The sequence below is a fragment of the Streptomyces sp. NPDC003247 genome, from assembly GCF_042888135.1.
In the GTDB taxonomy this organism is placed as follows: Bacteria; Actinomycetota; Actinomycetes; order Streptomycetales; family Streptomycetaceae; genus Streptomyces.
The window spans coordinates 294,410-317,927 of the sequence record NZ_JBIAPF010000004.1; the positions used below are offsets into that span (position 1 = coordinate 294,410).

The 23,518-nt window shown below is 74.8% G+C and carries 21 protein-coding genes; 11 read left to right on the forward strand and 10 right to left on the reverse strand.

Translation table 11 applies throughout. The features are described 5' to 3' along the window. Positions 1 to 22: 22 nt before the first annotated feature. The 3 genes from ACFYWQ_RS14935 to lnt all read right to left on the reverse strand — a co-directional run bounded on the left by ACFYWQ_RS14935 (position 23) and on the right by lnt (position 3,049). Positions 23 to 823, reverse strand: coding sequence for a 3-hydroxybutyrate dehydrogenase (locus tag ACFYWQ_RS14935; protein WP_389516417.1), 801 nt, complete (start codon positions 821 to 823; stop codon positions 23 to 25). A 57-nt stretch (positions 824 to 880) separates the two neighbouring features. Further along, the gene (locus tag ACFYWQ_RS14940) at positions 881 to 1,357 is read right to left on the reverse strand and encodes an NUDIX domain-containing protein (RefSeq protein WP_389516419.1); all 477 of its coding nucleotides are present in this window, start codon (positions 1,355 to 1,357) and stop codon (positions 881 to 883) included. A gap of 93 nt (positions 1,358 to 1,450) precedes the next feature. Next, positions 1,451 to 3,049: an apolipoprotein N-acyltransferase gene (lnt, locus tag ACFYWQ_RS14945; protein WP_389516420.1), complete on the reverse strand. Its 1,599-nt coding sequence runs from the start codon at positions 3,047 to 3,049 to the stop codon at positions 1,451 to 1,453. A gap of 346 nt (positions 3,050 to 3,395) precedes the next feature. Between lnt and ACFYWQ_RS14950 the strand changes: the two genes are divergently transcribed. Further along, positions 3,396 to 4,481, forward strand: coding sequence for an O-antigen ligase family protein (locus tag ACFYWQ_RS14950; protein ID WP_389516422.1), 1,086 nt, complete (start codon positions 3,396 to 3,398; stop codon positions 4,479 to 4,481). Between the two features lie 2 nt (positions 4,482 to 4,483). On the opposite strand, the gene ACFYWQ_RS14955 is transcribed toward ACFYWQ_RS14950, so the two are convergent. Beyond that, positions 4,484 to 5,032: a hypothetical protein gene (locus tag ACFYWQ_RS14955; RefSeq protein ID WP_389516424.1), complete on the reverse strand. Its 549-nt coding sequence runs from the start codon at positions 5,030 to 5,032 to the stop codon at positions 4,484 to 4,486. A 106-nt stretch (positions 5,033 to 5,138) separates the two neighbouring features. Continuing rightward, positions 5,139 to 5,924 (reverse strand): glutamate racemase, encoded by a 786-nt coding sequence (locus tag ACFYWQ_RS14960; protein WP_389516426.1) that lies wholly within the window; start codon positions 5,922 to 5,924, stop codon positions 5,139 to 5,141. Positions 5,925 to 5,963: 39 nt separating this feature from the next. On the opposite strand from ACFYWQ_RS14960, the gene ACFYWQ_RS14965 reads away from it, so the two are divergent. Further along, positions 5,964 to 7,157 carry a glycosyltransferase gene (locus ACFYWQ_RS14965; protein WP_389516428.1) on the forward strand — a complete coding sequence of 398 codons (1,194 nt, stop codon included), beginning with the start codon at positions 5,964 to 5,966 and terminating at the stop codon, positions 7,155 to 7,157. 15 nt (positions 7,158 to 7,172) lie between these two features. On the opposite strand, the gene ACFYWQ_RS14970 is transcribed toward ACFYWQ_RS14965, so the two are convergent. Then, positions 7,173 to 8,447: a TerD family protein gene (locus ACFYWQ_RS14970; protein ID WP_389517405.1), complete on the reverse strand. Its 1,275-nt coding sequence runs from the start codon at positions 8,445 to 8,447 to the stop codon at positions 7,173 to 7,175. Between the two features lie 352 nt (positions 8,448 to 8,799). Between ACFYWQ_RS14970 and ACFYWQ_RS14975 the strand changes: the two genes are divergently transcribed. The 4 genes from ACFYWQ_RS14975 to ACFYWQ_RS14990 all read left to right on the forward strand — a co-directional run bounded on the left by ACFYWQ_RS14975 (position 8,800) and on the right by ACFYWQ_RS14990 (position 13,493). After that, positions 8,800 to 9,228, forward strand: a complete 429-nt coding sequence (locus tag ACFYWQ_RS14975; RefSeq protein WP_389516429.1) for a DUF6643 family protein — start codon at positions 8,800 to 8,802, stop codon at positions 9,226 to 9,228. A gap of 43 nt (positions 9,229 to 9,271) precedes the next feature. Next, positions 9,272 to 10,096, forward strand: a complete 825-nt coding sequence (locus ACFYWQ_RS14980; RefSeq protein WP_389516431.1) for an MOSC domain-containing protein — start codon at positions 9,272 to 9,274, stop codon at positions 10,094 to 10,096. Between the two features lie 191 nt (positions 10,097 to 10,287). Next, positions 10,288 to 10,893 (forward strand): hypothetical protein, encoded by a 606-nt coding sequence (locus ACFYWQ_RS14985; RefSeq protein ID WP_389516433.1) that lies wholly within the window; start codon positions 10,288 to 10,290, stop codon positions 10,891 to 10,893. 158 nt (positions 10,894 to 11,051) lie between these two features. Next, the gene (locus tag ACFYWQ_RS14990; protein WP_389516435.1) at positions 11,052 to 13,493 is read left to right on the forward strand and encodes a right-handed parallel beta-helix repeat-containing protein; all 2,442 of its coding nucleotides are present in this window, start codon (positions 11,052 to 11,054) and stop codon (positions 13,491 to 13,493) included. An 82-nt stretch (positions 13,494 to 13,575) separates the two neighbouring features. Here ACFYWQ_RS14990 and ACFYWQ_RS14995 read toward each other — a convergent pair whose 3' ends face one another. Next, entirely contained in the window at positions 13,576 to 15,819 is a 2,244-nt protein-coding gene (locus ACFYWQ_RS14995) for a hypothetical protein (RefSeq protein WP_389517407.1), read from the reverse strand. 401 nt (positions 15,820 to 16,220) lie between these two features. Between ACFYWQ_RS14995 and ACFYWQ_RS15000 the strand changes: the two genes are divergently transcribed. Beyond that, positions 16,221 to 17,051 carry a DeoR/GlpR family DNA-binding transcription regulator gene (locus ACFYWQ_RS15000; RefSeq protein WP_389516436.1) on the forward strand — a complete coding sequence of 277 codons (831 nt, stop codon included), beginning with the start codon at positions 16,221 to 16,223 and terminating at the stop codon, positions 17,049 to 17,051. 51 nt (positions 17,052 to 17,102) lie between these two features. Here ACFYWQ_RS15000 and ACFYWQ_RS15005 read toward each other — a convergent pair whose 3' ends face one another. Beyond that, complete coding sequence (locus ACFYWQ_RS15005; RefSeq protein WP_389516438.1) at positions 17,103 to 18,227, reverse strand: PLP-dependent cysteine synthase family protein; 1,125 nt, start codon at positions 18,225 to 18,227, stop codon at positions 17,103 to 17,105. 387 nt (positions 18,228 to 18,614) lie between these two features. Here ACFYWQ_RS15005 and ACFYWQ_RS15010 point away from each other — a divergent pair, with 387 nt between their 5' ends. From ACFYWQ_RS15010 to ACFYWQ_RS15025, 4 genes are all read left to right on the forward strand, one after another. Then, positions 18,615 to 18,956 carry a hypothetical protein gene (locus ACFYWQ_RS15010; protein ID WP_389516440.1) on the forward strand — a complete coding sequence of 114 codons (342 nt, stop codon included), beginning with the start codon at positions 18,615 to 18,617 and terminating at the stop codon, positions 18,954 to 18,956. Positions 18,957 to 19,151: 195 nt separating this feature from the next. Next, positions 19,152 to 19,691 carry an ATP-binding protein gene (locus ACFYWQ_RS15015; RefSeq protein WP_389516441.1) on the forward strand — a complete coding sequence of 180 codons (540 nt, stop codon included), beginning with the start codon at positions 19,152 to 19,154 and terminating at the stop codon, positions 19,689 to 19,691. A gap of 131 nt (positions 19,692 to 19,822) precedes the next feature. Then, positions 19,823 to 20,401 carry a TetR/AcrR family transcriptional regulator gene (locus ACFYWQ_RS15020; protein ID WP_389516443.1) on the forward strand — a complete coding sequence of 193 codons (579 nt, stop codon included), beginning with the start codon at positions 19,823 to 19,825 and terminating at the stop codon, positions 20,399 to 20,401. 290 nt (positions 20,402 to 20,691) lie between these two features. Then, positions 20,692 to 21,285, forward strand: a complete 594-nt coding sequence (locus tag ACFYWQ_RS15025) for a DUF4865 family protein (protein WP_389516445.1) — start codon at positions 20,692 to 20,694, stop codon at positions 21,283 to 21,285. 244 nt (positions 21,286 to 21,529) lie between these two features. Here ACFYWQ_RS15025 and ACFYWQ_RS15030 read toward each other — a convergent pair whose 3' ends face one another. Then, positions 21,530 to 22,774: an ROK family protein gene (locus tag ACFYWQ_RS15030; protein ID WP_389516447.1), complete on the reverse strand. Its 1,245-nt coding sequence runs from the start codon at positions 22,772 to 22,774 to the stop codon at positions 21,530 to 21,532. Between the two features lie 27 nt (positions 22,775 to 22,801). After that, positions 22,802 to 23,464 carry an alpha-ketoglutarate-dependent dioxygenase AlkB family protein gene (locus tag ACFYWQ_RS15035; protein WP_389516449.1) on the reverse strand — a complete coding sequence of 221 codons (663 nt, stop codon included), beginning with the start codon at positions 23,462 to 23,464 and terminating at the stop codon, positions 22,802 to 22,804. Positions 23,465 to 23,518 lie beyond the last annotated feature (54 nt).

Sequence of the window (23,518 nt, forward strand, 5' to 3'; positions counted from 1 at the left end):
GTCCCACGGGCCGCGGTGCTGCTCAGTGCGCGGTCCAGCCGCCGTCGAGGACGAGCGAGGTGCCGGTGACGAAGGACGCCGACGGGCCGCACAGGTACGCGACGGCCTCGGCGACCTCCTCCGGCTCGATGAGCCGTCTGACGGCGCTGTCCCGCAGGAGGACCTCGGCCAGCACCCGCTCCTCGGGCATGCCGTGCGCCTTCGCCTGGTCGGCGAGCTGCCGCTCCACCAGCGGGGTGCGCACATAGGCGGGGTTGACGCAGTTGGAGGTCACACCGTGGGCGGCGCCTTCGAGGGCGGCGGTCTTGGACAGGCCCTCCAGCCCGTGCTTGGCGGCCACGTACGCCGACTTGTAGGCCGAGGCGCGCAGCCCGTGGACGGAGGAGACGTTGACGATGCGGCCCCAGCCCTGGCCGTACATGTGGGGCAGGGCTCCGCGGATGAGCCGGAACGGCGCCTCCAGCATCACGGTGAGCACCGTGTGGAAGACGTCGGGCGGGAAGTCCTCCAGGGGGCGCACGAGTTGCAGCCCGGCGTTGTTGACGAGGACGTCGGTTCCGGCGGCGGCGCTCTCGGCGGCGTCCAGGTCCGTGAGGTCCAGGACGTGCGGCTCGACGACGCCCGGCAGGCCGGCGGCGCTCTCGGCGAGCGCCCGAAGACCGGAGGCGTCCCGGTCGACGGCCCGTACCTCGGCCCCGGCGGCCGCCAGCCGCAGCGCACAGGCGCGGCCGATGCCACCGGCGGCGCCGGTGACGAGGGCGGTGCGACCGCCGAGGTCGAGCGAGGGGGCGGGGGAACCCGGGGCGGCGGGGGGCGTGGTCATGACTCGACCCTAGGCAGCGCCCATCCCCCACCCCATATGGTCAGGCCCCACAGTTCTTCAGGAAGTCGTGGTCTCGAACCATGTGGGTTCGTCGGAGAGGGCCTGCTTGATGCGGAACAGCTGCCGTTCGTGCATCACCGGCAGCGCGTCCAGCTCGAACCATCCCACCTCGAGGGACTCGTCGTCGTTGACCCGGGCCTCCCCGCCGACGGCCCGGCAGCGGAAGGTGATGTCCATGAACCGGCACCGGTCGCCGTTCGGGTACTCGACCTCCCGTCCGGAGCGGACCAGCACCACGCGCTCGGGCACACAGCGCACGCCCGTCTCCTCGTAGACCTCCCGGACGGCGCAGTCCGCGGGCTGCTCCCCCGGGTCCGGGATTCCCGTGATCACGGTCCACCGCTGGTTGTCCGAGCGCTGCCCCAGCAGTACCCGGCCGTCGTCGTCGAAGACCACGGCGCTGACGCCGGGGAGCCAGAGGAGTTGGTGGCCGGCAGTGGCCCGGATGTCACGGATGAAGTCAGGAATCGGCATGCCCCGACCCTAACGGGGCCGGCGTCCGGCCCGGGGGAACCCGGGGCTTGCCTTACTCGGGTGTCAGAGCCGCCGTCCGACTCCGTCCCCCCGTCAGGCCCGCCGTCCGCGCGCGCCCACGGCGACCGCCCAGCCCACGCCGCCCGCGGCGACGAGCACCAGGGCGATCTCCGGCAGGATGCCGAGGCGGGTCGCGGGTGTCCGCGAGGAGCGCAGCGGTACTTCCTGGACCAGGGAGTCCGCGACGAACATGCCGGTCTTCTGGCTGATCGTGCCGTCCGGCATGATGATCGCGCTGACCCCGCTGGTCACCGGCACCGTGACGGTGCGGCTGTGCTCGACGGCGCGTACGCGCGACATGGCGAGCTGCTGGTAGGTCATCTCGCTGCGGTCGAAGGTGGCGTTGTTGCTGGGGACGGAGATCATCTGGGCGCCGTGGGTGACGGTGTCGCGCACGGCCCAGTCGAAGGCGGCCTCGTAGCAGGTGGCGAGGCCGACCTGGGCGTCGCCGAAGTCGAACACGCCCGGCTCGCTGCCCCGGCTGAAGTCCTGGTGGACCATCGAGGTCCAGGTGTCGTTGAGGGCTCCGATGAGGGAGCGCAGCGGGAGGTACTCCCCGAACGGCTGGACCTGCCGCTTGTCGTAGGTCTGGGTGGCGCCCTTGTCCGGGTCCCACAGGATCTGCTCGTTGTAGAGCTTGCCGTCGCGCTCGACGACCCCGCCGACCGAGATGGGCGCCCCGATGGCCCGCGCGGCCTTGTCGATGACGGCGGCGGCGTCGGCGTTGGCGAAGGGGTCGATGTCGGAGGAGTTCTCGGGCCACAGCACGAAGTCGGGCCGGGGCACCTTGCCCGCCTCGACCTCGGCGGCCAGCCGCTCCGTCTCGCGCGCGTGGTAGTCGAGCACGGCCCGGCGCTGGGCGTTGAACTCCAGGCCGAGGCGGGGGACGTTGCCCTGGATGACGGCGACCGTCGCGGTGCCGTCCTCCGCCTCGTCGCTCACCAGGGGGCGGGCGGCCAGGGCCGCGACGACCGGCAGGGCGAGGCTGAGCAGGGCGATCGCGGCGGCCGGGCGCCGCACCCGGCGCGTGCGCCGCCACTCCAGGCCCACGCGGACGACGTCGTACAGGCCGAAGCCGCACAGGACGACGGCGAAGCCGAGCACGGGGGTGCCGCCGACCGCGGCGAGCGGCAGGAAGACACCGTCCGCCTGCCCGAAGGCGATCTTGCCCCAGGGGAAGCCGTGGAAGGGCACGCGCGCGCGTGCCGCCTCGCCGGCGATCCACACCGCGGCCGCCCACACCGGCCAGGCCGGCAGCTTCGACACCGCGGCGACGCCGACGCCGACCAGGGCGACGAAGACCGCCTCGATGGCGACCAGGGCCAGCCAGGGGCCGGGGCCGACCTCGACGCCGGTCCACACCAGCAGGGGCAGCAGGAAGCCGAGGCCGAAGAGGTAACCGAGACCGAGGGCCGCCTTCCAGCCGCGGCCGCGCAGCACCAGGCCGAACACGGCGAAGGCCGGCAGGGCCAGCCACCACAGGGTGCGCGGCGGGAAGCTGACGTAGAGCAGCACTCCGGAGAGCGCCGCTGCGGCGGCCGGGACGAGGCGCAGGAGCCGGGCGCCCCACGACGGCGAGGCCTTGGCTTCCGGCTCGTCCTGTCGGTCCACGGAAGGTGCGGTGACGGTCACCCCGGGAGTGTACGGCGGGTGACCTTTCGGCCGGCAACACGGTCCACGGGGCGGCTCGGCCCCGGGCCGGCACGGTCCGGGAAGGCCACCCCCGTCGCCCACACGGCGCCACGGCCGGGACCACCCCCGTCGCCCACACGGCGCCACGGCCGGTGCCACCCACGTCACCCCCACAGCGCCTCGGTCGAGGCCGGCCTCGGGTCCTCCCGCCCGTGTACGACGCATCCCCAAACCGCCCATCAGCGGTTACGGTGTGGCAGAGCTCCTGTCGCGCGGGGTGACCGGGGCCGTCACGGTCGGGGGGCGACCGGACGCAGGGGGGACGGACGGGGTGGGGTCCACGGGGATGACGTCCACGGCCGGTGACGACGCGGACGGGGACAGACGGAACGTTTCGGACGTGACGGGTGTGGCGGTGCTCGGCGCCTGCGCCGCCTGGTCACTGATCACCGCGGCCGCGCACGGCGGACGGCCCGAGGGCGTGCTGCTCGCGGTGCTGGCCGTGGCCGCCGGGTACGCCACGGGCCGTATCGCCGGGGCGCTGCTGCCGGTCGCCGCGCCCGGGGCGGCGGCGCTGGCCGGGCTCGCCCTGACGGTGGCGATGCCACGGATCACGCCGGGGCCGGAGATCGCCGCGCCCCTGGGCCACGCGGGCGCCACGGCCGCGGTGCTCACCCTGTCGGCCGGTGCCGCCTGCTGCGCCGCCCGGTCCGCTCCCCGGCCCGTCGTGCGGCTCGGCCTGTGGGGGCTGGCGGCGGGCATCGCGCTCGCCGGGGCGGTGCTGGGCTCGACGGTGGCGGTGGTGACCTGCTGCGGCGTGCTGCTCTGCGCCCTGGCCGCCGGCCGGGTACGCCACCGGGGGCCGGGGCTGGCGGGCCTGGCCCTGGTGGCGGCCGTCGTGACGGGCCTGACCTGGGCGGTCGCCGGGAACGCGCTGCCCGCGGGGCTCGCCGCCGCGTTGGAGGACCAGCTGACGCCCCACCGGATCGGCCTGTGGCGCGACGCCCTGGGCCTGGCGCGCGGCGACGCCGGTCTGGGCGTGGGCCCCGGGCGCTTCGGGGAGCTCAGTGCCACGGCGGCCGGGGTGGCGCCGTCCGACGGCAGGCCGCACTCCGCGCCGTTGCAGATGGCCGCGGAACAGGGCGTCGTGGGAGTGCTGCTCCTGGCGGCGGCCTTCTGCTGGGTGCTGTTCGCGCTGTGGCGCGCGGCGCGGCCGACCCCGGTCGTGCTCACGGCGGGTGCCACGCTCACGGCGCTGGCCGCGCTCGCCTCGGTCGGCAACGCGCTCAGCTTCACCACGGTGTCGGCCGGCGCCGGACTGCTGGCCGGCCTGGCCACGGCCCGCCCGTTCGGCGCCGAGCCGCAGGCGGCCGGGACGCCGACGGAGTGGGTGGGGGACCCGAGCCCGTGGGGCGACCGCCCGGCGGCCTGAGGTCAGTGCGCCGCGCCGGGCGTCTCCTGCCGCAGCCGGTCCCGGATGACCCGTACGGCGGACTCGGCGTCGTCCACGGTGATGGTGAACGTGTGGCCGTCCCACAGCCGCAGCACCACGCCCTCGCCGCGCCGTACGACCACGGCGGTGCCCTTCTCCGGACGCCAGCGATAGCCCCAGCCGCCCCAGTGGCGCGGGGTGACGTGGGGTTCGAAGTCGGCTCCGGCGACATGGGCCAGCGGGATACGGCGGCGCGGGACGCCGATGTGGCCGCAGCGGATCTCCAGGCACTCCCGGTCGAGTTTCAGGTCGACGTGCACGAAGGCGAGGGTGCCGAAGAGGACCAGCAGTCCGGCGGCGATGCAGCCGACGACGGACATGGCCAGCGGGGCGATGCCCGAGGTCCACGCGGAGTCGACCGCCAGTGCGATGCCGAGCGCCATGCAGGCGGCACCGGCGATGGCGAGCAGCCACTGGAAGCGGTTGGTGGCGCGCCCGTGCCAGACCTCGGGGTTGGGGACGTCGTCGTCGCGGGGGTCGTGGTCCCTCATATTCATGAGGTTACTCACGTTTCGCTCCGCCGGTACCGGGTCGCACAGGGTGACTGAGCCGACCGGACGACGACGGACGGAATCCGGCCGTCCAGGCGGCCCGGGGTCACCGGGCCGGGCTGACCACCTGGAGGAGCCGGCCCTCCGGGTAGGCGAGGGCGGGCGCCGGAAGCACGCCCTCCCGGCCACTGAGCAGGACCGTCACCGTGCCGTGCGCCGGTGCGTCGGGGGCGGGCCCGGCACCGATGCGGCGCAGGGCCTGGGCGGCCACCGCGCCGGCCGAGCCGTGCAGGGCGAGCGGCGGGCGGCCGGGGCGCTGGACGGCGGCGCGGATGCGCTCGGCGACAAGTTCGTAGTGGGTGCAGCCCAGGACGACGGTGGTCACGTCCTCGGGGGTGAGCTCGGCGGCCGCGGCGACGGCGGTGTCGATCGCCTCCTCGTCCGCCCGCTCCACGGCCTCGGCCAGGCCCCAGCAGGGCACCTCGGCCACGGGGACGCCGTCGGCGAAGTCCCGGATCAGGTTCCGCTGGTAGGGGCTGCCGGTGGTGGCGGGCGTGGCCCAGATCGCGACGTGGCCGCCGCCGGCCGCGGCCGGCTTGATCGCGGGGACGGTGCCGATCACCGGAACGGCCGGTTCCAGACGGGCGCGCAGGGCGGGCAGGGCGTGCACGGTGGCCGTGTTGCAGCCGACGATGAGGGCCTCGGGGCGGCGGGCTGCGGCGGCCTCGGCGACGGCCAGCGCGCGCGTGGTGAGGTCCTCGGGGGTGCGCGGTCCCCAGGGCATCCCGTCGGGGTCCAGGGACAGCACGAGATCGGCGTCGGGTCGTAGGCGCCGTACCGCGGCGGTGGCCGCCAGCAGCCCGATTCCGGAGTCCATGAGCGCGATCTTCACCCGGCCACGATAGACGATGTGCCGGTGCCGCCCGGTCGGGTGGGGCAGACTGCGCGCGTGAGCCTCATCGGGTGGATCGCCGCCGTGTCCGTCGCCGTCTGGCTGTGGCTGCTGCTCGGTCAGGGCTTCTTCTGGCGCACCGACGTGCGGCTGCCGCCGCGGCGGGAGCCGCGCGCATGGCCGTCGGTCTGTGTCGTGGTCCCCGCGCGCGACGAGGCGGCGGTCCTGGCCGCGAGTCTGCCGTCGCTGCTGGCGCAGGACTATCCGGGGCGGGTGGAGGTCTTCCTCGTGGACGACGGCAGCTCCGACGGGACCGGGGAGCTGGCCCGGGAGCTCGCGCGGCGGCACGGTGGGGTGCCGCTGACCGTGGACTCGCCCGGTGAGCCGCCGGCGGGCTGGACGGGGAAGCTGTGGGCGGTGCGGCACGGTGTCGCCCTGGCACGCGCGCGTGGGCCCGAATACCTCCTGCTGACCGACGCCGACATCGCGCATGCGCCGGACAGCCTGCGGGAACTGGTGGCGGCGGCGCGCACCGGCGGCTTCGACGCGGTCTCCCAGATGGCGCGGCTGCGGGCGGAGAGCCGGTGGGAGCGGCTGATCGTGCCGGCCTTCGTCTACTTCTTCGCGCAGCTGTACCCGTTCCGCCGGGTCGGCCGGCGCGGGGCGCGGACGGCGGCCGCGGCGGGCGGCTGCGTGCTGCTGCGGACCGAGGCCGCGGAGCGGGCCCGGATCCCGGACGCGATCCGGCACGCCGTCATCGACGACGTGGCGCTGGCCCGCGCCGTGAAGGCGGGCGGCGGTCACATCTGGCTGGGGCTCGCCGAGCGCGTGGAGAGCGTGCGCCCGTATCCGGGGCTGCGGGACCTGTGGCGGATGGTGTCGCGCAGCGCCTACGCGCAGTTGCGGCACAATCCGTCGGTGCTCGTGGGCACGGTGCTGGGGCTGGGGCTGGTGTACCTGGTGCCTCCGGTGGCCCTGCTCGCCGGGCTCGCCCTGGGCGATCCGGCCGCGGCCGTGCTCGGGGGCTCCGCGTGGCTGGTGATGACGGGCACGTACGTCCCGATGCTCCGCTACTACCGGCTGCCGGTGCGGCTCGCCCCGCTGCTGCCGTTCACCGCGCTCCTCTATCTGCTGATGACGGTGGATTCCGCGGTGCGGCACCACCGGGGGCGTGGCGCGGCCTGGAAGGGCCGCACCTACGCGCGTCCGGACGCGGTGGCCGACGAGGGGTGAGTCCGGCGCCGGGCGCTACTTGCGGCCGGGCGTCCAGTTCATGCCCCAGCCGTAGGCGTGGTCGACGGTCCGCTGGGGGCTCACCCCGCGCTCGGGCACGAGGTAGCGGGCCTCGCGCCGGACGACGAGGTCGCCGCCCTGGCGGGTGATCAGCGCGAGCGCGCACACGGTCGAGGGGACGGTGCACTCGTCCAGGGAGAAGTCGATCGGGGCGCCGTACTGGGGGTGCAGGGTGACGGTGGCGTGGAGGTCGGCGAAGGAACGGGCGCCCTCGTAGATGGTGACGAAGACGAGGATGCGCCGGAAGTCGTCCTTGTGGTCGAGGTTGATGGTGAGGTTCTCCCCGGCGGCGAGGGCACCGGTGCGGTCGTCGCCGTCGAGGTGGATGTACGGCGGCTGGTGCAGGGCGCCGAAGGCGTTGCCGAGGGACTGGACGACGCCCTTGCGGCCGTCGGCGAGTTCGAACAGGGCGCACAGGTCGAGGTCGAGGTCGTTGTGCAGGGCGATCGCGCGGCCCCGCTTGCTGCCCCAGCCCGAGAACTGCTTGCGCACCTCCCAGTTGAGGTTGACGCGCATGGCGCCGGATGTGCCGCCCTGTTTGGTCAGCGACACCGACGGGGCGGCCTTGGTGAGCGTCACCTTGGTCAGGCGGACCGGCGCGGCGGGCGGTGGTGGCGGGGTGTGGGGGACGGGTGGTGGCACGGTGACGGGCGGCGCCGGAGGGGGAGGCGGCGGCGTGGGCGCGCCGGCCGCCGGGGGGCCGGTGTGCTGCGGTTCGTCGACGGTGATGCCGAAGTCGGTGGCCAGACCTTCCAGCCCGCTGTCGTAGCCCTGGCCGACGGCCCGGAACTTCCAGGCGCCCTGGCGGCGGTAGAACTCCCCGAGCACGAACGCCGTCTCGACGGTGGCTCCGGTGCTGTCGAACCGGGCGACCACGGTGTCGCGGGCCGCCTCCCGCACCTCGATGCACAGGTCCGGCACCTGCCCGAACGCGCCGCCGTCGGCGGAGGCCGCGAGGACGACGGTCTCGATCGCGGGCTCCACGCGCGCGAGGTCGACGACCAGGGTGTCGGTCACCCGGCCGCCGGTCTCCCGCTTGCCCTCGTGACGGACCGCTCCGGAGGAGTGCGCCGGCTGGTTGTAGAAGACGAAGTCGGCGTCGGAGCGGACCTTTCCGGCGGCCAGCAGCAGTGCCGAGGCGTCCGCGTCGGGTACGCCCGGACCGGAGCGCCAGCCCACCTCGACGCGCAGCGCCGTCGTCGGCACCGGAGCGTTGGATCCCTTCGACATCGACATGTCCGCCCCCATCACCTGTCTCCGCGCCGGACCACGTGCCCCGGCGCCCATCGGGATTCTGTCCGGCCAACCTATGCGGCCGGACGGCGAACTCCCATCCCCGGCACAGGAACACGCGCACACCGGCCCCGGAAGGCGTCCGCGCGGCACCGGAGCGGCCGTGGCCCGCGCCGGCCGGACCGCCGGTAACTCCCGCAGAAATAGGCCCTTACACGATCCAAACCGTGAATGCCGCCCCTTTTTCCCAAGTTCGCTCGCATTGGGGATCCAAGGTCACCGCCGACACGGAAAACAACCCTCTTATCGGTCTCCCCAACCAGCACATCGTGGGCTTAACTTATGTGCCATGACCTCCCCCCGCTCCACCTATGGCGGCGGCTACTACTCCGCCTCCTTCCCGGACACTCCGATCTACGACTCGCTCGTGGCCGAGCGGGGCACCCCGCAGATCGCCCCGATCCGGGTCCCCGCCGCCTACGACACCGGCAGCAACCTGCCCGCGCTGCCGTCGGCGCTGCCCGCCCTCCCGGCGGCACCGTCCCAGCCGTCCTACGGCTACCCGCAGATGCAGCAGCCCGCCCCGCTCCAGCAGGCCCCGGCGGCCTACATCCCGCCGCAGGCCACCGCGCCGCGCGGCTACCCCGGCCCGCAGGCGCAGCAGCCGCGCCCGGCCGCGCCCGGCATGGGCTACGAGGCGATGCGCCCCGCGGCTCCCCGGCCCGCCGCCCCCCAGTACCAGGACCCGTACGGCAACCAGCAGTACCGGGGCTACTGAGCCGGCCCGGGGACCGTCCCCGCCACCTGGCAGGATGGGCCCCATGGGCAATGCGCAGCTGCTGTCGATCCACGTTCACCCGGTCAAGGCTTTCCGGGCCCAGTCACCCCGGGAGGCCGTCGTGGAGCCCTGGGGGCTGGCCGGAGACCGACGCTGGGCTCTGATCGACGACGGGGGCAAGGTCGTCACCCAACGCCAGCAGCCGCGCATGGCGCTGGCCGCCGCCGAGCTTCTGCCCGGTGGCGGCCTCCGTCTGTCCGCGCCCGGGCTCGAACCGCTCACCGTGCGGGTGCCCGAGCCGGTCGGGACGGTCTCGCTGGCGATCTTCCGCGACAAGGTGGAGGGGGTCCTCGCCGACGAGGCCGCGCACGCCTGGTGCAGCTCCCACCTGGGCGCCGACGTCCGTCTGGTGCACATGGACGACCCCGCCACGCGCCGGCCCGTCGACCCCGAGTACGCGCTGCCGGGCGAGACGGTCACGTTCGCCGACGGCTATCCGCTGCTCGTCACCGCCGGCGCGTCCCTCGACGCCCTCAACGCGCTGATCGCACAGGGCGAGCACGCCGCGGAGGGCCCGCTGCCGATGGACCGCTTCCGGCCGAACGTGGTCGTGGCGGGCACCGACCCGTGGGCGGAGGACGGCTGGTCCCGTCTGACGATCGGTGAGGTCGACTTCCGCGTCGCCAAGGCCTGTGGGCGGTGCGTCGTGACCACGACCGACCAGGCCACCGCGGGCCGCGGCAGGGAGCCCCTGCACACCCTGGGCCGGCACCGCCGCGTCGGCGGCAAGCTGGTCTTCGGGCAGAACCTGGTGCCCCTGTCCCGCGGCACCATCCGGGTCGGCGACCCGGTCACGGTCGTCGCGTAGCGCCGGCGGATCCCGCAGCGGCGGACGGCCGCGGGAACCTCCGCCACCCCCTTGGCCGTTTGCCGTTGTGAGACGTTCCCGGACGTTCACGACGCGCCGCGGCCGCGGGTGATTTGCCTCTCTCTTCGGCCCGTCCCGCGCGTGAACGGCCCGGCGGGGGGTTATCACGGAGCGGAAAGGGGGTGCGGACGGTGCGGGTGATCGGTGGAATCTGGCGCTGGCGGCACAATCCGCTGCGCCGTACGACGGATCTGGTCGAGGCGTGGGTCGCCCTGTGCGCATTACTCCTGATCCTCCTCGCCGCGCCCGTCGTCGGCTCGCTCACCGCTGCTGTCGCCCAGGACGCGCTGCAACGGTCGGTCCTCGCCCAGCACGCGGCCCGGCACCAGGTGACGGCCACCGTGGTGCGCAAGGTCGACGGTCCGCTGCTGGAGGCGGACCCCGAGATCGCCTCCGGGAGGGACCTGCGCAGCCGGGTGATCGCCGACTGGACCGCCCCGGACGGCACCGCGCGCCACGGCGCGGTCCTGGCGGGTCTGGAGTCCCCGCACCGCGGCGACCACTTCGCGATATGGACGGACACCCACGGCCGGCTGGTGGCCCGTCCGCTCGACTCCGTCACGGCGACGACACACGCGGTCCTCGCCGGGTTCGGTGCCGCGCTGCTGTCCGCCGGTGTGGTGGAGGCCGGCCGAAGACTGATCATGTGGCGGATGGTCCGCCGCCGGTACGCCCGTTGGGACCAGGCATGGGACCGCGCGGGCCCCGACTGGGGCCGTACCGGCACAGGTAGCTGACGGTGTCGCGTCTGTGGTCAACCCACGGCCCGTGCGCACGCTACGGTGGACCGGCCGACGCATTCGGCGACAACCCGCGCGCGAGGGATCCGTAGGGGCGCACGCCCCGAAGGCGAACGAGCCATCCAGCACGACCTAGGTGGGGGCACAGCAACGCCATGGCACAGGGCACGGTCCAGGTGACGCACACCGGCACCTCGCGGTGGCGGCGCCGCACGGGTGAGTACGCTTCGCTCGCCGCCGCCCTGGAGGCCGCGGCCGAGGGCGACGTCCTCACCATCGCCCCCGGCACCTACCGGGAGAACCTCGTGGTGGAGCGGGCCGTGACCCTGCGCGGTCCCGAGGGCTCCCCCGGATCCGTGCGCATCGCGCCCCTGGACGGGGTGCCGCTGACCATGCGCGCCTCGGCCGTGGTGCAGGACCTGCACGTGGAGGGCCAGGACGCGGCGGCGCCCGCGGTGCTCGTCGAGGACGGCGCCCCCGAACTGCTGGACGTGCGGGTCGTCACGCGGTCCGCGGCCGGCATCGAGGTGCGGGGCCGGGCCCGCCCGACCGTCCGGCGGTGCACCGTCGACAACCCGGCCGGCATCGGCATCGCCGTGGTCGACGGCGGCGGCGGTGTCTTCGAGGAGTGCGAGGTCGTCGCGGCCGGGCAGGCGGGCGTCGCGGTGCGCGGCGGTGCCCACCCCCGTCTGGAGCGCTGCCGGGTGCACCACGCCTCGGGCGCCGGTCTGAGCGCGACCGGTGACAACTCGGCCCTGGAAGCGTTCGGTTGCGAGGTGTACGAGGTCCGTGGCAGCGGTGTGCAGATCACCGCCCGGGCCACCGCGCACCTCACCGACTGCGACGTCCACCGCACCACCGCCGACGGGGTCACCCTCGACACGGACGCCGTGCTCACCCTGGCCGACTGCCGCATCCACGACATCCCGGAGAACGCGGTCGACCTGAGGTCGCGTTCCGTGCTGACGCTCACCCGGACGACGGTCAGCCGGTTCGGGCGCAACGGGCTGTCGGTGTGGGACCCGGGCACGCGCGTGGACGCCAACCAGTGCGAGATCTTCGACAGCACCGGTGACTACCCGGCCGTCTGGGTCAGTGACGGCGCCACCGTGGTCCTGGACTCCTGCCGGGTGCACGACGTGCCGGACGCGCTGTTCGTCCTCGACCGCGGTTCCCGCGCGGACGTCGTCGACAGCGACGTGTCCCAGGTGCGCAACACGGCCGTGTCGGTGAGCGACGGCGCGACCGCCCAGCTCGACGACTGCCGCATCCGGGAGGCCGGGACCGGCGCCTGGTTCCGCGACCACGGCAGCGGCGGCACCCTCAACAGTTGCAGCATCGACGCCACCCAGACCGGTGTGATCGTCACCAAGGGCGCCGACCCCACCATCGAGCGCTGCACCGTCGACTCCCCCGCCGAGGCCGGCTTCTACGTGTCGGCCGGGGGCCGCGGCACCTTCCAGAACTGCCGCGTGACCAACAGCGGCGGCTACGGCTTCCACGTGATAGACGGCTGCCGCACGACCCTGCGCAAGTGCCGCACCGAGCGCTGCACGCGGGGCGGTTACGAGTTCGCCGACGGCGGCCCGGACGCGGCGGCCGGTGCGGGGCCCGTCGTCGAGGACTGCACGGGCGACGAGAGCGCCGGCCCGCGCACTGCGCCGGAGACGGCGCGGGAGACGGCCGTGCAGACGACGCCCCCCTCGGCGGGCCTGCTCGGCGCGCTCCCCGGGCAGCGGGCCGATCTGCCGGAGGCGTCGGCCGCCGGGGCGGCGGACCAGCCGGCGCGGTCCTCGACGGACGTCCTCGGCGAACTCGACGCGCTGGTGGGCCTGGAGAGCGTGAAGCGGGAGGTGCGGGCGCTCACCGACATGATCGAGGTGGGCAGACGCCGGCAGCGGGCCGGCCTGAAGGCGGCCTCCGTCAAGCGCCACCTGGTCTTCACCGGCTCCCCCGGCACCGGCAAGACGACCGTCGCCCGCCTGTACGGCGAGATCCTCGCCGCGCTGGACGTCCTGGAGAAGGGCCATCTGGTCGAGGTGTCCCGGGTCGACCTGGTCGGCGAGCACATCGGTTCCACCGCGATCCGCACCCAGGAGGCCTTCGAACGGGCCCGCGGGGGCGTGCTCTTCATCGACGAGGCGTACGCCCTGTCGCCGGAGGACGCCGGGCGGGACTTCGGCAAGGAGGCCATCGACACGCTCGTGAAGCTGATGGAGGACCACCGGGACGCCGTGGTGGTGATCGTCGCGGGGTACACCGCCGAGATGGAACGCTTCCTGACGGTCAACCCCGGTGTCGCCTCCCGGTTCTCCCGGACCATCACCTTCGGCGACTACGGCCCCGAGGAACTGCTGCGGATCGTGCAGCAGCAGGCCGAGGAGAACGAGTACCAGATCACGCCGGGCGCCGAGGAAGCGCTGCTGAAGTACTTCACGGAGATCCCGAAGGGCCCCGCCTTCGGCAACGGCCGCACCGCGCGCCAGACGTTCGAGGCGATGGTCGAGCGGCACGCCAGCCGGGTCGCCCAGGTGGCCGAGCCGACCACGGACGATCTGACGCTGCTGTACGGGGAGGATCTGCCCGAGCTGCGCTGACCCCGTCCGTCCGCGCCGCCCCCGGCCGCCTCCAGCCCGGCCTCCGGCCCGTCGTCCGCCCGGACGGCGGGCCGGAGGGGTGTCAGGACCGTTCCTGCTCCCGCGGCTCGCCGCCCTGCGGGGGGACCACGGGGCACAGGCGCGCCAGCAGCCGCTCGCGTTCCTCCGCGAACGCCGGGTCCGCCTGGTAGTCGGAGTGGCCCAGCACGGGCGCGGGCAGCGGGTGGTGCTCCGTACGTCCGTAGGCGAGCGGGTCCGCGAGGGGCGCACGGTCCACCTCGGGCGCGCGGCCCCCGCCGGACAGCCGGACGGGGCCGCCGATGGGGTCGGTGAGCCGGTAGAGGTTGCGCCAGCAGTCGACGTCCTCGTGCAGGGCCTTCAGCGCGGCCGGCCCGAAGTGGGCCGGGAACCAGCGGCCGTAGAGCCTCTCGATCGGGGAGCCGTAGGTGAGCAGGGCGACCTGTCCGCGGTCGGCGGCGCTCAGCTGCCAGGCCGCGGCGGCGGCGAGGACGCTGCCCTGGGAGTGGCCGGAGATGACCAGGCGGCCGCCGGTGGCACGGGTCCAGGTGGCCATGCGCCAGGTCAGGTCGGGCACCGCGCGCTCGGCGTAGCAGGGCGGCGAGAAGGGGTGGGCGGCGCGGGGCCAGAAGGTGCCGACGTCCCAGAGGATGCCGATGGTGCGGCGCGCGGAGGCGTCCTTGTAGGCGCGCCTGCCCCAGGTGACGAACAGTATGAAGCCGAAGCCGATCAGCCAGGAACCGAGCGCCTGGCCGGTCTGGGCGGCGCCCTGGAGGAAGGAAGGGGCGTCCTCGGTGGCCCGGCTGGGTGTCCTGCCCGTGGCGAAGGCGCCGGCCAGGGCCCCCGCGCCCAGCAGGAGGGTCGTGGCGGAGGTGACGCCGACGAGGAGCGGGGCACGGTCGGTGAGCGTGGCCATGGCGCGGGCGCGGGCGATGCGCTGGGTGCGGGCCGGGTCGCCCGGGTCGGCACCGTACTCACGGGCCACCGCCGCGCGCTCGGTCCGCGTCAGGCGCCAGGCGCTGCGGCCGAGCAGACCGCCCAGCACGCCCAGCACGATCAGCAGCACCGGGATCACGGACGCCTGCCAGGTCAGCAGCACCGGCGGGCCGGCGAGGAAGGTGCCGGTGCCGTCGAGCCAGTCGGAGACACGCTGGGAGACCCCGCCGGACATCACGCCGCCGAGCGCACAGGCCAGCATCACGACGGCGGGACCGCCGAGGCCCCGCAGCGCGGCGCGCCCCCGCGGGCCGGGGCCGGCGGCGCGGTGGAGGACGGTGGCGACGACGGCCAGGACGAGCACCAGGGCGCCTTGGAGCAGGGCGATCGCACCGAACGCCGCGTCGCCGGGGAGACGTCCGGCCGATGTCCAGCCGGGGCGGTGCCAGCCGGCGTACACCAGGGTGAGGGCGAGCAGGACGAGGGCGGCCAGGGGGAGGCTGCGCACGAGGTGGGCGTCGAGCCGGCGGTCGAGGCGGCGTTCGCTGCGGCCCCGGCGGCACACCACCCAGACCGTGGCGAGGGCTCCGACGGCCAGGGCGGCCTCCAGGAGCCGGCCGAGGACGTCGAGGAGGGCGGGGCCGCCCGGCCGGTGGTCCTGGTGGGCGGCGGCGGTGCCGACCGCGGCGGCCACGGTGAGCAGGCCGGCCGCGGTGTGCGCCGCCCGCAGCCGGGCGACCAGGCGGCGCCCGTACCAGAAGCCGGGGCGGCCCAGCGCGGTGTGGCCGAGTACGTCCTCGGGCTCGGGCCTGCCGTTGAGGGGCTCCTGGGACTCGTAGGCCCGCCAGGTGCGGTGCGAGAGGTACCACAGGAGGCCGGTGAGGGCGGCCGGGACCAGGGCGGCGAGGGCGAGGCGGCGGCCGGGCCGGGTCCACCAGCCGCCGTCCCTGACGTCCGGCGACAGGAAGCCCAGCCAGGAGTGCCGTTCGGCGCAGGCGCGGGTGCCCGCGCACTGCCAGGCCGTCAGGTCGAGGGCGACCTCGCAGGCCGCGGCGACGAGCAGCACGGTCAGGGTGAGGCCGGCGAGCCGCACCAGGAGCCCGTAGAGGCGGACGCCACGGGTGCGTCCCGGGGCGGCGGGGCGCATCCAGTGGGCGAGGTTGACGACCATGAACGGCAGCAGCAGGAGCCACAGGGCGCGGGTGCCGTTGCCGGAGGTCAGGTTGCACCAGACGTAGGCCTCGGGGACCGGCCGCTGCCGGGAGTCCCCGGTCGCGCCGCCGGCCCGGTCGGCGTCCACGTCGTCGGCGCGGCGGAACACGGCGGCCGTGTCGTCGCCGGTGATCCGCACCGTGCGCGGGTCGTTGAGCATCTTGTCGGGCGTGGCCCCGCCCACGCCGTGCACCAGGAGTTCCAGGGCTGTTCCGGTCGGCCGGCGGATGCCGTCCCGTTCGTGGACACGTTCCACTGTCTCGCACTTCCCCCGTGACGCTGCGTCGGTCTCTGTGTGCGTGCGGGCATCAGGTTCTCCGCTCGGGGGGCCGCGCACACCTGTCGTCACCGAATCTCCCCCGATCCGTGTGAGGAACGGGACCGACGTACGGACGGCGATGGCATGTCCGCGCCGGGTGGGTGGTGGCGCGGCCCGTACCGGCCCGTGCGAGGATGGGACGCCCGCTTCCCCCGCGACCGGCGCGACGGCGTCGTCGTCGCAGGTACGCGGGGCGTGTCGGACTGAGCGGATCGGCTTGAGGCGAGAGGACCGGAGCGGACGTGAGTGAGAATCAGAACCTCCTCGCGGAGCAGCGCCGCGCCCTGATCCTGGACGAGGTCCGGCGCCGTGGCGGCGTCCGCGTCAACGAGCTGACGCGCAAGCTCGGCGTGTCGGACATGACCGTGCGCCGCGACCTCGACGCGCTGGCCCGGCAGGGCATGCTCGAGAAGGTGCACGGCGGCGCGGTGCCGGTGGTGGAGGCGAGCACGCACGAGCCGGGTTTCGAGGCGAAGTCGGGCCTGGAGCTGACCGCCAAGGAGGACATCGCGCGCGCCGCGGCGGAGCTGGTCGTGCCGGGCAGCGCCATCGCGCTGTCGGGCGGCACGACCACGTACGCGCTCGCGCACCGGCTGGTGGACGTGCCGGATCTGACGGTGGTGACCAACTCGGTGCGGGTGGCCGACGTCTTCCACGTCGCGCAGCGCGCGGCCGGTCCCCGGCAGGGCGCGGCCACGGTGGTGCTGACCGGCGGCGTGCGCACCCCGTCGGACTCCCTGGTGGGGCCGGTGGCCGACCGGGCCATCGCGGCGCTCCACTTCGACGTGCTGTTCCTCGGGGTGCACGGGATATCCGCCGAGGCCGGCCTGTCGACGCCGAACCTGGCGGAGGCCGAGACCAATCGGCGTCTGGTGCAGTCGGCGCGCCGGGTCGTGGTGGTCGCCGACCACACCAAGTGGGGGGTGGTGGGGCTCAGCTCCTTCGCGGAGCTGGAGCAGGTCGACACGCTGGTGACGGACTCCGGTCTGCCGGACGAGGCCCGCGCGGAGGTCTCGGAGCACCTGCGGCGGCTGGTGGTCGCGGGCGAGCCCGACCGGGACACGGACACCTGACGGGGTTTCGGCCGGCGCCTGTCCGCGGACCGAGCCCCGACCGGGACTTCCTCAGTCCGGCCAGACGCCCGTGGCCAGCAGCGTGTCGATCGCCGCGCTGTACGAGGTGATGTCCAGGCCCTGTCCGGCGAGCCAGGCGTCGGAGTAGTACTTGTCGAGGTAACGGTCGCCGGGATCGCACAGCAGGGTCACCACACTGCCCTGCCGCCCCTCGGCCGCCATCTCGGCGACGATCTTCAACGCGCTCCACAGGCCGGTGCCGGTCGAGCCGCCCGCCTTGCGGCCGATGACCCGCTCCAGGGCGCGGACCGCGGCGACGGCGGCGGCGTCCGGCACCTTCATCATCCGGTCGACGGCGCCGGGGACGAAGCTCGGTTCCATACGGGGCCGGCCGATGCCCTCGATGCGGGAGCCGCGGTCGCAGGTGACGTCCGGATCGCCGGTGGTCCAGCCGTCGAAGAAACAGGAGTTCTCGGGGTCGGCGACGCACACGCGGGTGTCCCACTGCATGTAGTGGACGTAGCGCGCGATGGTCGCGGAGGTGCCGCCGGTGCCGGCCGTGGCGACGATCCACGCGGGCTCGGGGAACCGCTCCAACGCCAGTTGCCGGAAGATGGATTCGGCGATGTTGTTGTTGCCGCGCCAGTCCGTGGCCCGTTCGGCGTAGGTGAACTGGTCCATGTAGTGACCGCCGGTCTCCCCCGCGAGGCGGACGGACTCCTCGTACATCTTCCGTGAGTCGTCCACGAAGTGGCACCGGCCGCCGTGGAACTCGATCAGGCGGATCTTCTCGGCGCTCGTCGTGCGCGGCATGACGGCGATGAAGGGCACGCCGATCAGCTGGGCGAAGTACGCCTCGGAGACGGCCGTCGAGCCGCTGGACGCCTCGATCACCGGGCGGTCCGGCCGGATCCAGCCATTGCACAGGCCGTAGAGGAAGAGGGAGCGGGCGAGGCGGTGCTTGAGGCTGCCGGTGGGGTGGGTCGACTCGTCCTTGAGGTACAGGTCGATGCCCCAGTCCTCGGGCAGCGGGAAGCGCAGCAGATGCGTGTCGGCCGAGCGGTTGGCATCGGCCTGGACCTTGCGGACGGCTTCTTTCAGCCAGGTGCGGTAGGCGGGATCGCTGCGGTCGACGTCGAGGGTGGCGCCGGTCGGGCTCTGCGCGGGGACGGTCACGGTGGTGCTCCTTCGTGCTGCGCGCCGACGGCCCCTCGGGCGGCCGGCGGTTAGATCATAGGCACCTTTCACACCGCTTCCCACCTGCATAAACGCTGCTTTGAGCGGCTGAAAGACGGCCCTGGGGGCGAGCGGGCGCGCCGAACGGGGGCCGAGCGGCCGCGCCCGGTGGGGGCGCATTCGCGCGAGTGCTCCGGCCGCCCCCGGAGCGTGTGTCGCACGCACTGGTGCTCGACGCCCCGCGCGGGCAGACTGCACCCGGCGGGACGAAGGTCCCGTACGGGGGCGCACACTGGATCACGACACGAGCTGGTGCCGGCCCGCGTGGCAGCACGCCGGAGGAGGCGCGGGACGCGGGCCGGGACACCCACGGGCAAGGGGGCGGGCATGGCGGAGCCGGAGTTCACCGCGACGGGCGTGCGGATCGGGAAGCGGCTGCGGTCGCTCACCCGGGCCGGACAGGTCCGGATCAGCGACGGCCGGCTGGAGCTGCTCACCAGTTACGGCAGCGAGATCGACAGCGCTCCGGTGCAGGCGGTACGCGCCTCGCGGCCGTGGTTCGCGCCGGACGACCGGGCGCTGGCCGACCTGAACGGCCAGCGGTACCTGCTGACCCTCGGCGACCACGACCCGGCACCGGGCGAGCCGGGCCCGCCCGCGGCGCGGCGGTTCATCGAGGCCGTACGCCGGGCGGCGGGCCGCGACAGCCGGGCCGATCGCGCAGGGTGACGATTTCCTGACGGCGAGTTGCGATCCGCGACACCGTGCGTCACGCTGGTCTCACGTCACTCTGGGTTTACCGGCGACAACGCTGCGAACCAGCCCGCCGGCCACGACAGCAGGCGGCCGCCCTCGCGCAGACGCACTGCTCCGATCGATCCGAACTCCGTGTTCTTCCGGACCTCACGTCGGGGAGTCGCAGCCGTGATCAGCAACCCAAGCAGGCACTGCACGGTGGAGCTTCAAGCCCTGCCGTCGCGGATCGGCCAGGTCCGCAGAATCGTATCGGCGCAGTTGCGCTACTGGCATCTGGATCCCCTCATAGACCGGGCCGCGCTCGGTGTGACGGAGCTGTTGACCAACGTCCACCGGCACGCCCAGCCCGACAAGACGTGCACCGTGGAGATGGAGCTGCTGCTCGGCCGGCTCACCGTCTCCGTGCGCGACCACGATCCGCGGCTTCCCGTGGTGGACCACGTCACGGCCCCCGACGTCCTCGCCACGTGCGGGCGCGGGCTCGCGATGGTGGCCGCGGTCAGCGAGAGCTGGGGAGCGCGGCCGGACGGCGAGTCCGGCAAGGTCGTGTGGTTCACGCTGCCGGCCCTCGGCGCGCCACGGGACCGCGCGGCGCGTCCACCGCGCCGGGCGGCCGTCGAGCAGGGTGCGCGCCGGTTCCCGGAGGTCGTCGCGGTCGACGACCTCGGCCCGGTGCACGCTCCCGCCCGGTCGGCCGTCGTCGGCTGAGCCGGGGGCGCCCCGGAGCACGGTGGTTGCGTTCCGGTTGTGCCCCGGTGGCGCCCCGGTGGCGCCTGCCCTCGTCAAGGACGGCCGGCAGGCGTCGACTTCTGTACCTACTGGTATGTACAGTGCGACGCATGAGTACGTCGGAGCGACTGATCGAGTCCACCCGGGAGCTGCTCTGGGAGCGCGGCTACGTGGGCACCAGCCCCAAGGCGATCCTGGAGCGGGCCGGTGCCGGGCAGGGCAGCATGTACCACCACTTCCGGGGCAAACCCGATCTCGCCGCGGCGGCGATCCGCAGGACGGCCGAGGAGATGCGGGCGTCGGCCGAAGGCGTGCTCGGCGGGCCGGGCACGCCGTACGAGCGGATCGAGGCGTATCTGCTGCGGGAGCGTGACGTGCTGCGCGGCTGTCCCCTGGGCCGGCTGACCATGGACCCGGACGTCGTCGCCGACGAGGAGTTGCGCGCACCGGTCGACGAGACGATCGGCTGGCTGCGCGGGCGGCTCGCCGGGATCGTCGAGGAGGGCAAGGCGCGGGGCGACTTCGGGCCCGGGCTGGACGGCGAGGAGATCGCCGCGGCCGTGGTGGCGACCGTGCAGGGCGGCTATGTGCTCGCTCGTGCCTCGGGCTCACCCGCCGCCTTCGACGCGGGCGTCCGGGGGCTGCTGTCCCTGCTGTCCTCCCCGCCGGTCTCCCGTACCGCCCGCTAGGAACCGCCCCCTCCGGCGTCCCCGGACCACCCGGCAGGATCCACCTGCCGCCCGGGACCCTGAACCACCCCTGCCGCGCACCTCCAGCCCGGCACCCCGCATCACCCCCGCCAGGCACACGCGCCCGTCGCCCCGAACCGGGCCCCCCGCACGGCGCCACCTGCCCAGCCCCCGAGCACCGTCGCCCAGCCCCCGAGCACCACCGTCCGGCGCCCCGGTCCCCCGCCGGGTGCCTCCGTCCGCGCGACCGCCCCCGCCTCCCGACCCGCCTCCCGAGGAGTCCGATCCCGATGCACGCCATGCAGTACGCGGTGACGCTGCCCGCCGACTACGACACCGACCTGATCCGCGCCCGTGTGTCGCGCGTCGGGCACCGGCTCGACGGCTGGGCCGGGCTCGGCCTCAAGGCGTATCTCCTGCGCGAGCGCGGGGTGCACGGCTCGCCGGTCGACCAGTACGCGCCGTTCTACTTGTGGAACACGGTGGAGGGCATGAACGCCTTCCTGTGGGGCGGCCCCTTCCAGGGGCTGAGCGACGACTTCGGGCGTCCGGTGGTCCGGCAGTGGACGGGCCTGGCGTACGAGGAGGGCGTCGCCGCCGGCGCACCCGCCCGGTTCGCCGTGCGGCACCGCCGGCCCGTGCCGGACGGGGTGGAGTACGCGCAGGTGGCGCGGGAGGCCGCGGACGAGGCCGGCCGGCTCGCGCGGGAGGACGGGGCGGTGCTCGCGGCGGCGGCCGTCGACACGAGCCGCTGGGAGACCGTGCACTTCTCGCTGTGGGAGCACCCGGACCCCGGCGCGGTGCGGGGCGGCGGCGACCTGTTCCAGGTGCTGCACGTGTCGGCGCCGGGGCGGCCCGTGCTGCCCGGGGGCCAGCAGTGGTGAACGCCGTCCGCACCGCGCTCGGGGGCGTCCCGCCGGAGCCTCCGCGGACGGCGGCCGCGCCGCGAGGTGCGCGGTCGTGGGGCGACGCCGGAGCGGCCGCGCGGGCGGCCGGCTGAGGCGATCGCGACCGGCCCCCGCCGTGTACGCCCGCCCTGTGCCCCCGCCGTGGGCCCCCGCCGTGGGCCCCCGCCCTGTGCTCGCCGCCCTGTGCCCGCCCCCGGACGCCCGGCGGAGGACGGGGCGGTCAGATCCGGCTCAACGCCTCCAGCGGGTCGTCCAGCACCGGCTGCCAGGCCAGCTCCGCGGCGCCGACCAGGCTGTTGTGGTCGAGGGAGCAGGCCAGGATGGGGACGCCTCCGCTGCGGCCCCACAGGCTGCGGTCGGCGACGACCGCGCGGAGGCGCTCGGGATCGGTGTCCAGGAGGGTGCGGTGCAGCCCGCCGAGGATGATCCGGTCGGGGTTGAGGATGTTCACCAGGCCGGCCAGGCCCAGCCCGAGCCGGTCGATGAGGGCCTCGGCGGCCATGCGGACGACCGGGTCGGCGTACTCCTCGCGGACGAGTTGGTTGGCCTGCTGGAGCAGGGAGCCCTCCGGGCCGGGCCGGCGGCCGGCGGTGGTGAGGAGGGCCAGCGGGTCGGCCTCGACGTCGAGGCAGCCGCGGCTGCCGCAGTGGCAGGGCCGGCCCTCGGGGTTGACGGTGAGGTGGCCGACCTCCAGGGCGAGGCCGGAACTGCCCGTGTGCAGCCGTCCGTCGAGCACCAGCGCGCCGCCGACCCCGCGGTGGCCGGTCGCCACGCACAGCAGGTCGCGGGCGCCGCGCCCGGCGCCGTGCCGGTGCTCGGCGAGGGCGGAGAGGTTGACGTCGTTCGCGGCGAAGGCCGGGCCGGTGATGCCGGCCGCGCGGACCCGCTCGGCGAAGATCTCCCGGACCGGCGCCCCGACCGGCCAGGCCAGGTGCAGGGGGTTGAGGGCCAGGCCCTCGGGTGCGGCGACCGCGGACGGCACGGCGAGTCCGGCGCCCACGCAGCGGCGGCCGGCGGACCGCAGCAGTTCCGCGCCGGCCTCCACGACGGTGGCGAGCACCTTGGCCGGGTCGGCGTCGACGGTCTCGCAGCCGGGTGTCGTCGCGACGATCCGCCCACCGAGGCCGACCAGCGCGGCCCGGAACCCGTCGGCGTGCACCTGGGCGGCGAGGGCGACGGGACCGTCCTCGGCGAGTTCGAGCCGGTGGGAGGGGCGGCCCTGGGAGCCGGCGGCGGCGCCGGGCCGCGCGTCGACCCGGATCAGGCCTAGCGCCTCCAGTTCGGCGGCGACCGCGCCGGCGGTGGCGCGGGTGACGCCGAGTTCGGCGGTGAGCACCGCACGGGTGGGGGCCCGTCCGGTGTGCACGAGCTCCAACGCGGGGCCGAGCGCACCGCGCCCCCGGTCCAGCCGCGCCCTGGAGGTGGTCCCTTCCCCCGCCGTCCGGGGGTCCGCCTTGCCGCTCATGAGGGCGAGTCTCCCATGATCCGCTGGTCAGGTGGCCGCCGGGAAGCCGCTGACGCGCAGCGTGACGTTCAGCCGCCCGCTCAGTCCCAGCCCGGCCGGCGCCGTTCCCGGCAGCACCCGGGGCACCCCGTGGTAGGCGAGCCGCGACGGCCCGCCGAACACGAACAGGTCGCCGCTGCGCAGCTCGACGTCGCTCCAGGGGCGGGTACGGGTCTCGGTGTTGCCGAAGCGGAAGACGCAGGTGTCGCCGAGGCTGAGCGAGACCACGGGCGCGTCGGACCGCTCGTCGGCGTCCCGGTGCATGCCCATGCGGGCGTCGCCGTCGTAGAAGTTGATCAGCGCGATGTCGTACGCCGCCGCCTCCGCCGGTCCGGGGCCCAGGGTGTCGGCCACCGCGCGCCGGCCCAGCTCGCGGAGCCACGCCGGGAACGGTTTGACGGGGGTGCCGTCGCCGTCGACGGCCGTGCGGGCGTAGGCGTACGGGTACCAGTGCCAGCCGAGGCAGACCTGGCGGGCGGTCATGGTGCCGCCGCCGGGGGTGCGGACCGTGCGCAGGCCGGCCGGCGGGCGGGCCCAGTCGCGGCAGGCGTCCAGCAGCCGCCGCTGACCGGGCTCGTCCAGCCAGCCCGGAGCGTGCACCGCGCCCGGCGCGACCAGCGCGCGCTCGCGGGGGAACAGCTCACCGTCCATGCCCCCATCCTCCCCCGGCGGGCCTGAGCTGCGGCTCGGCTAGCCTTGACGCAC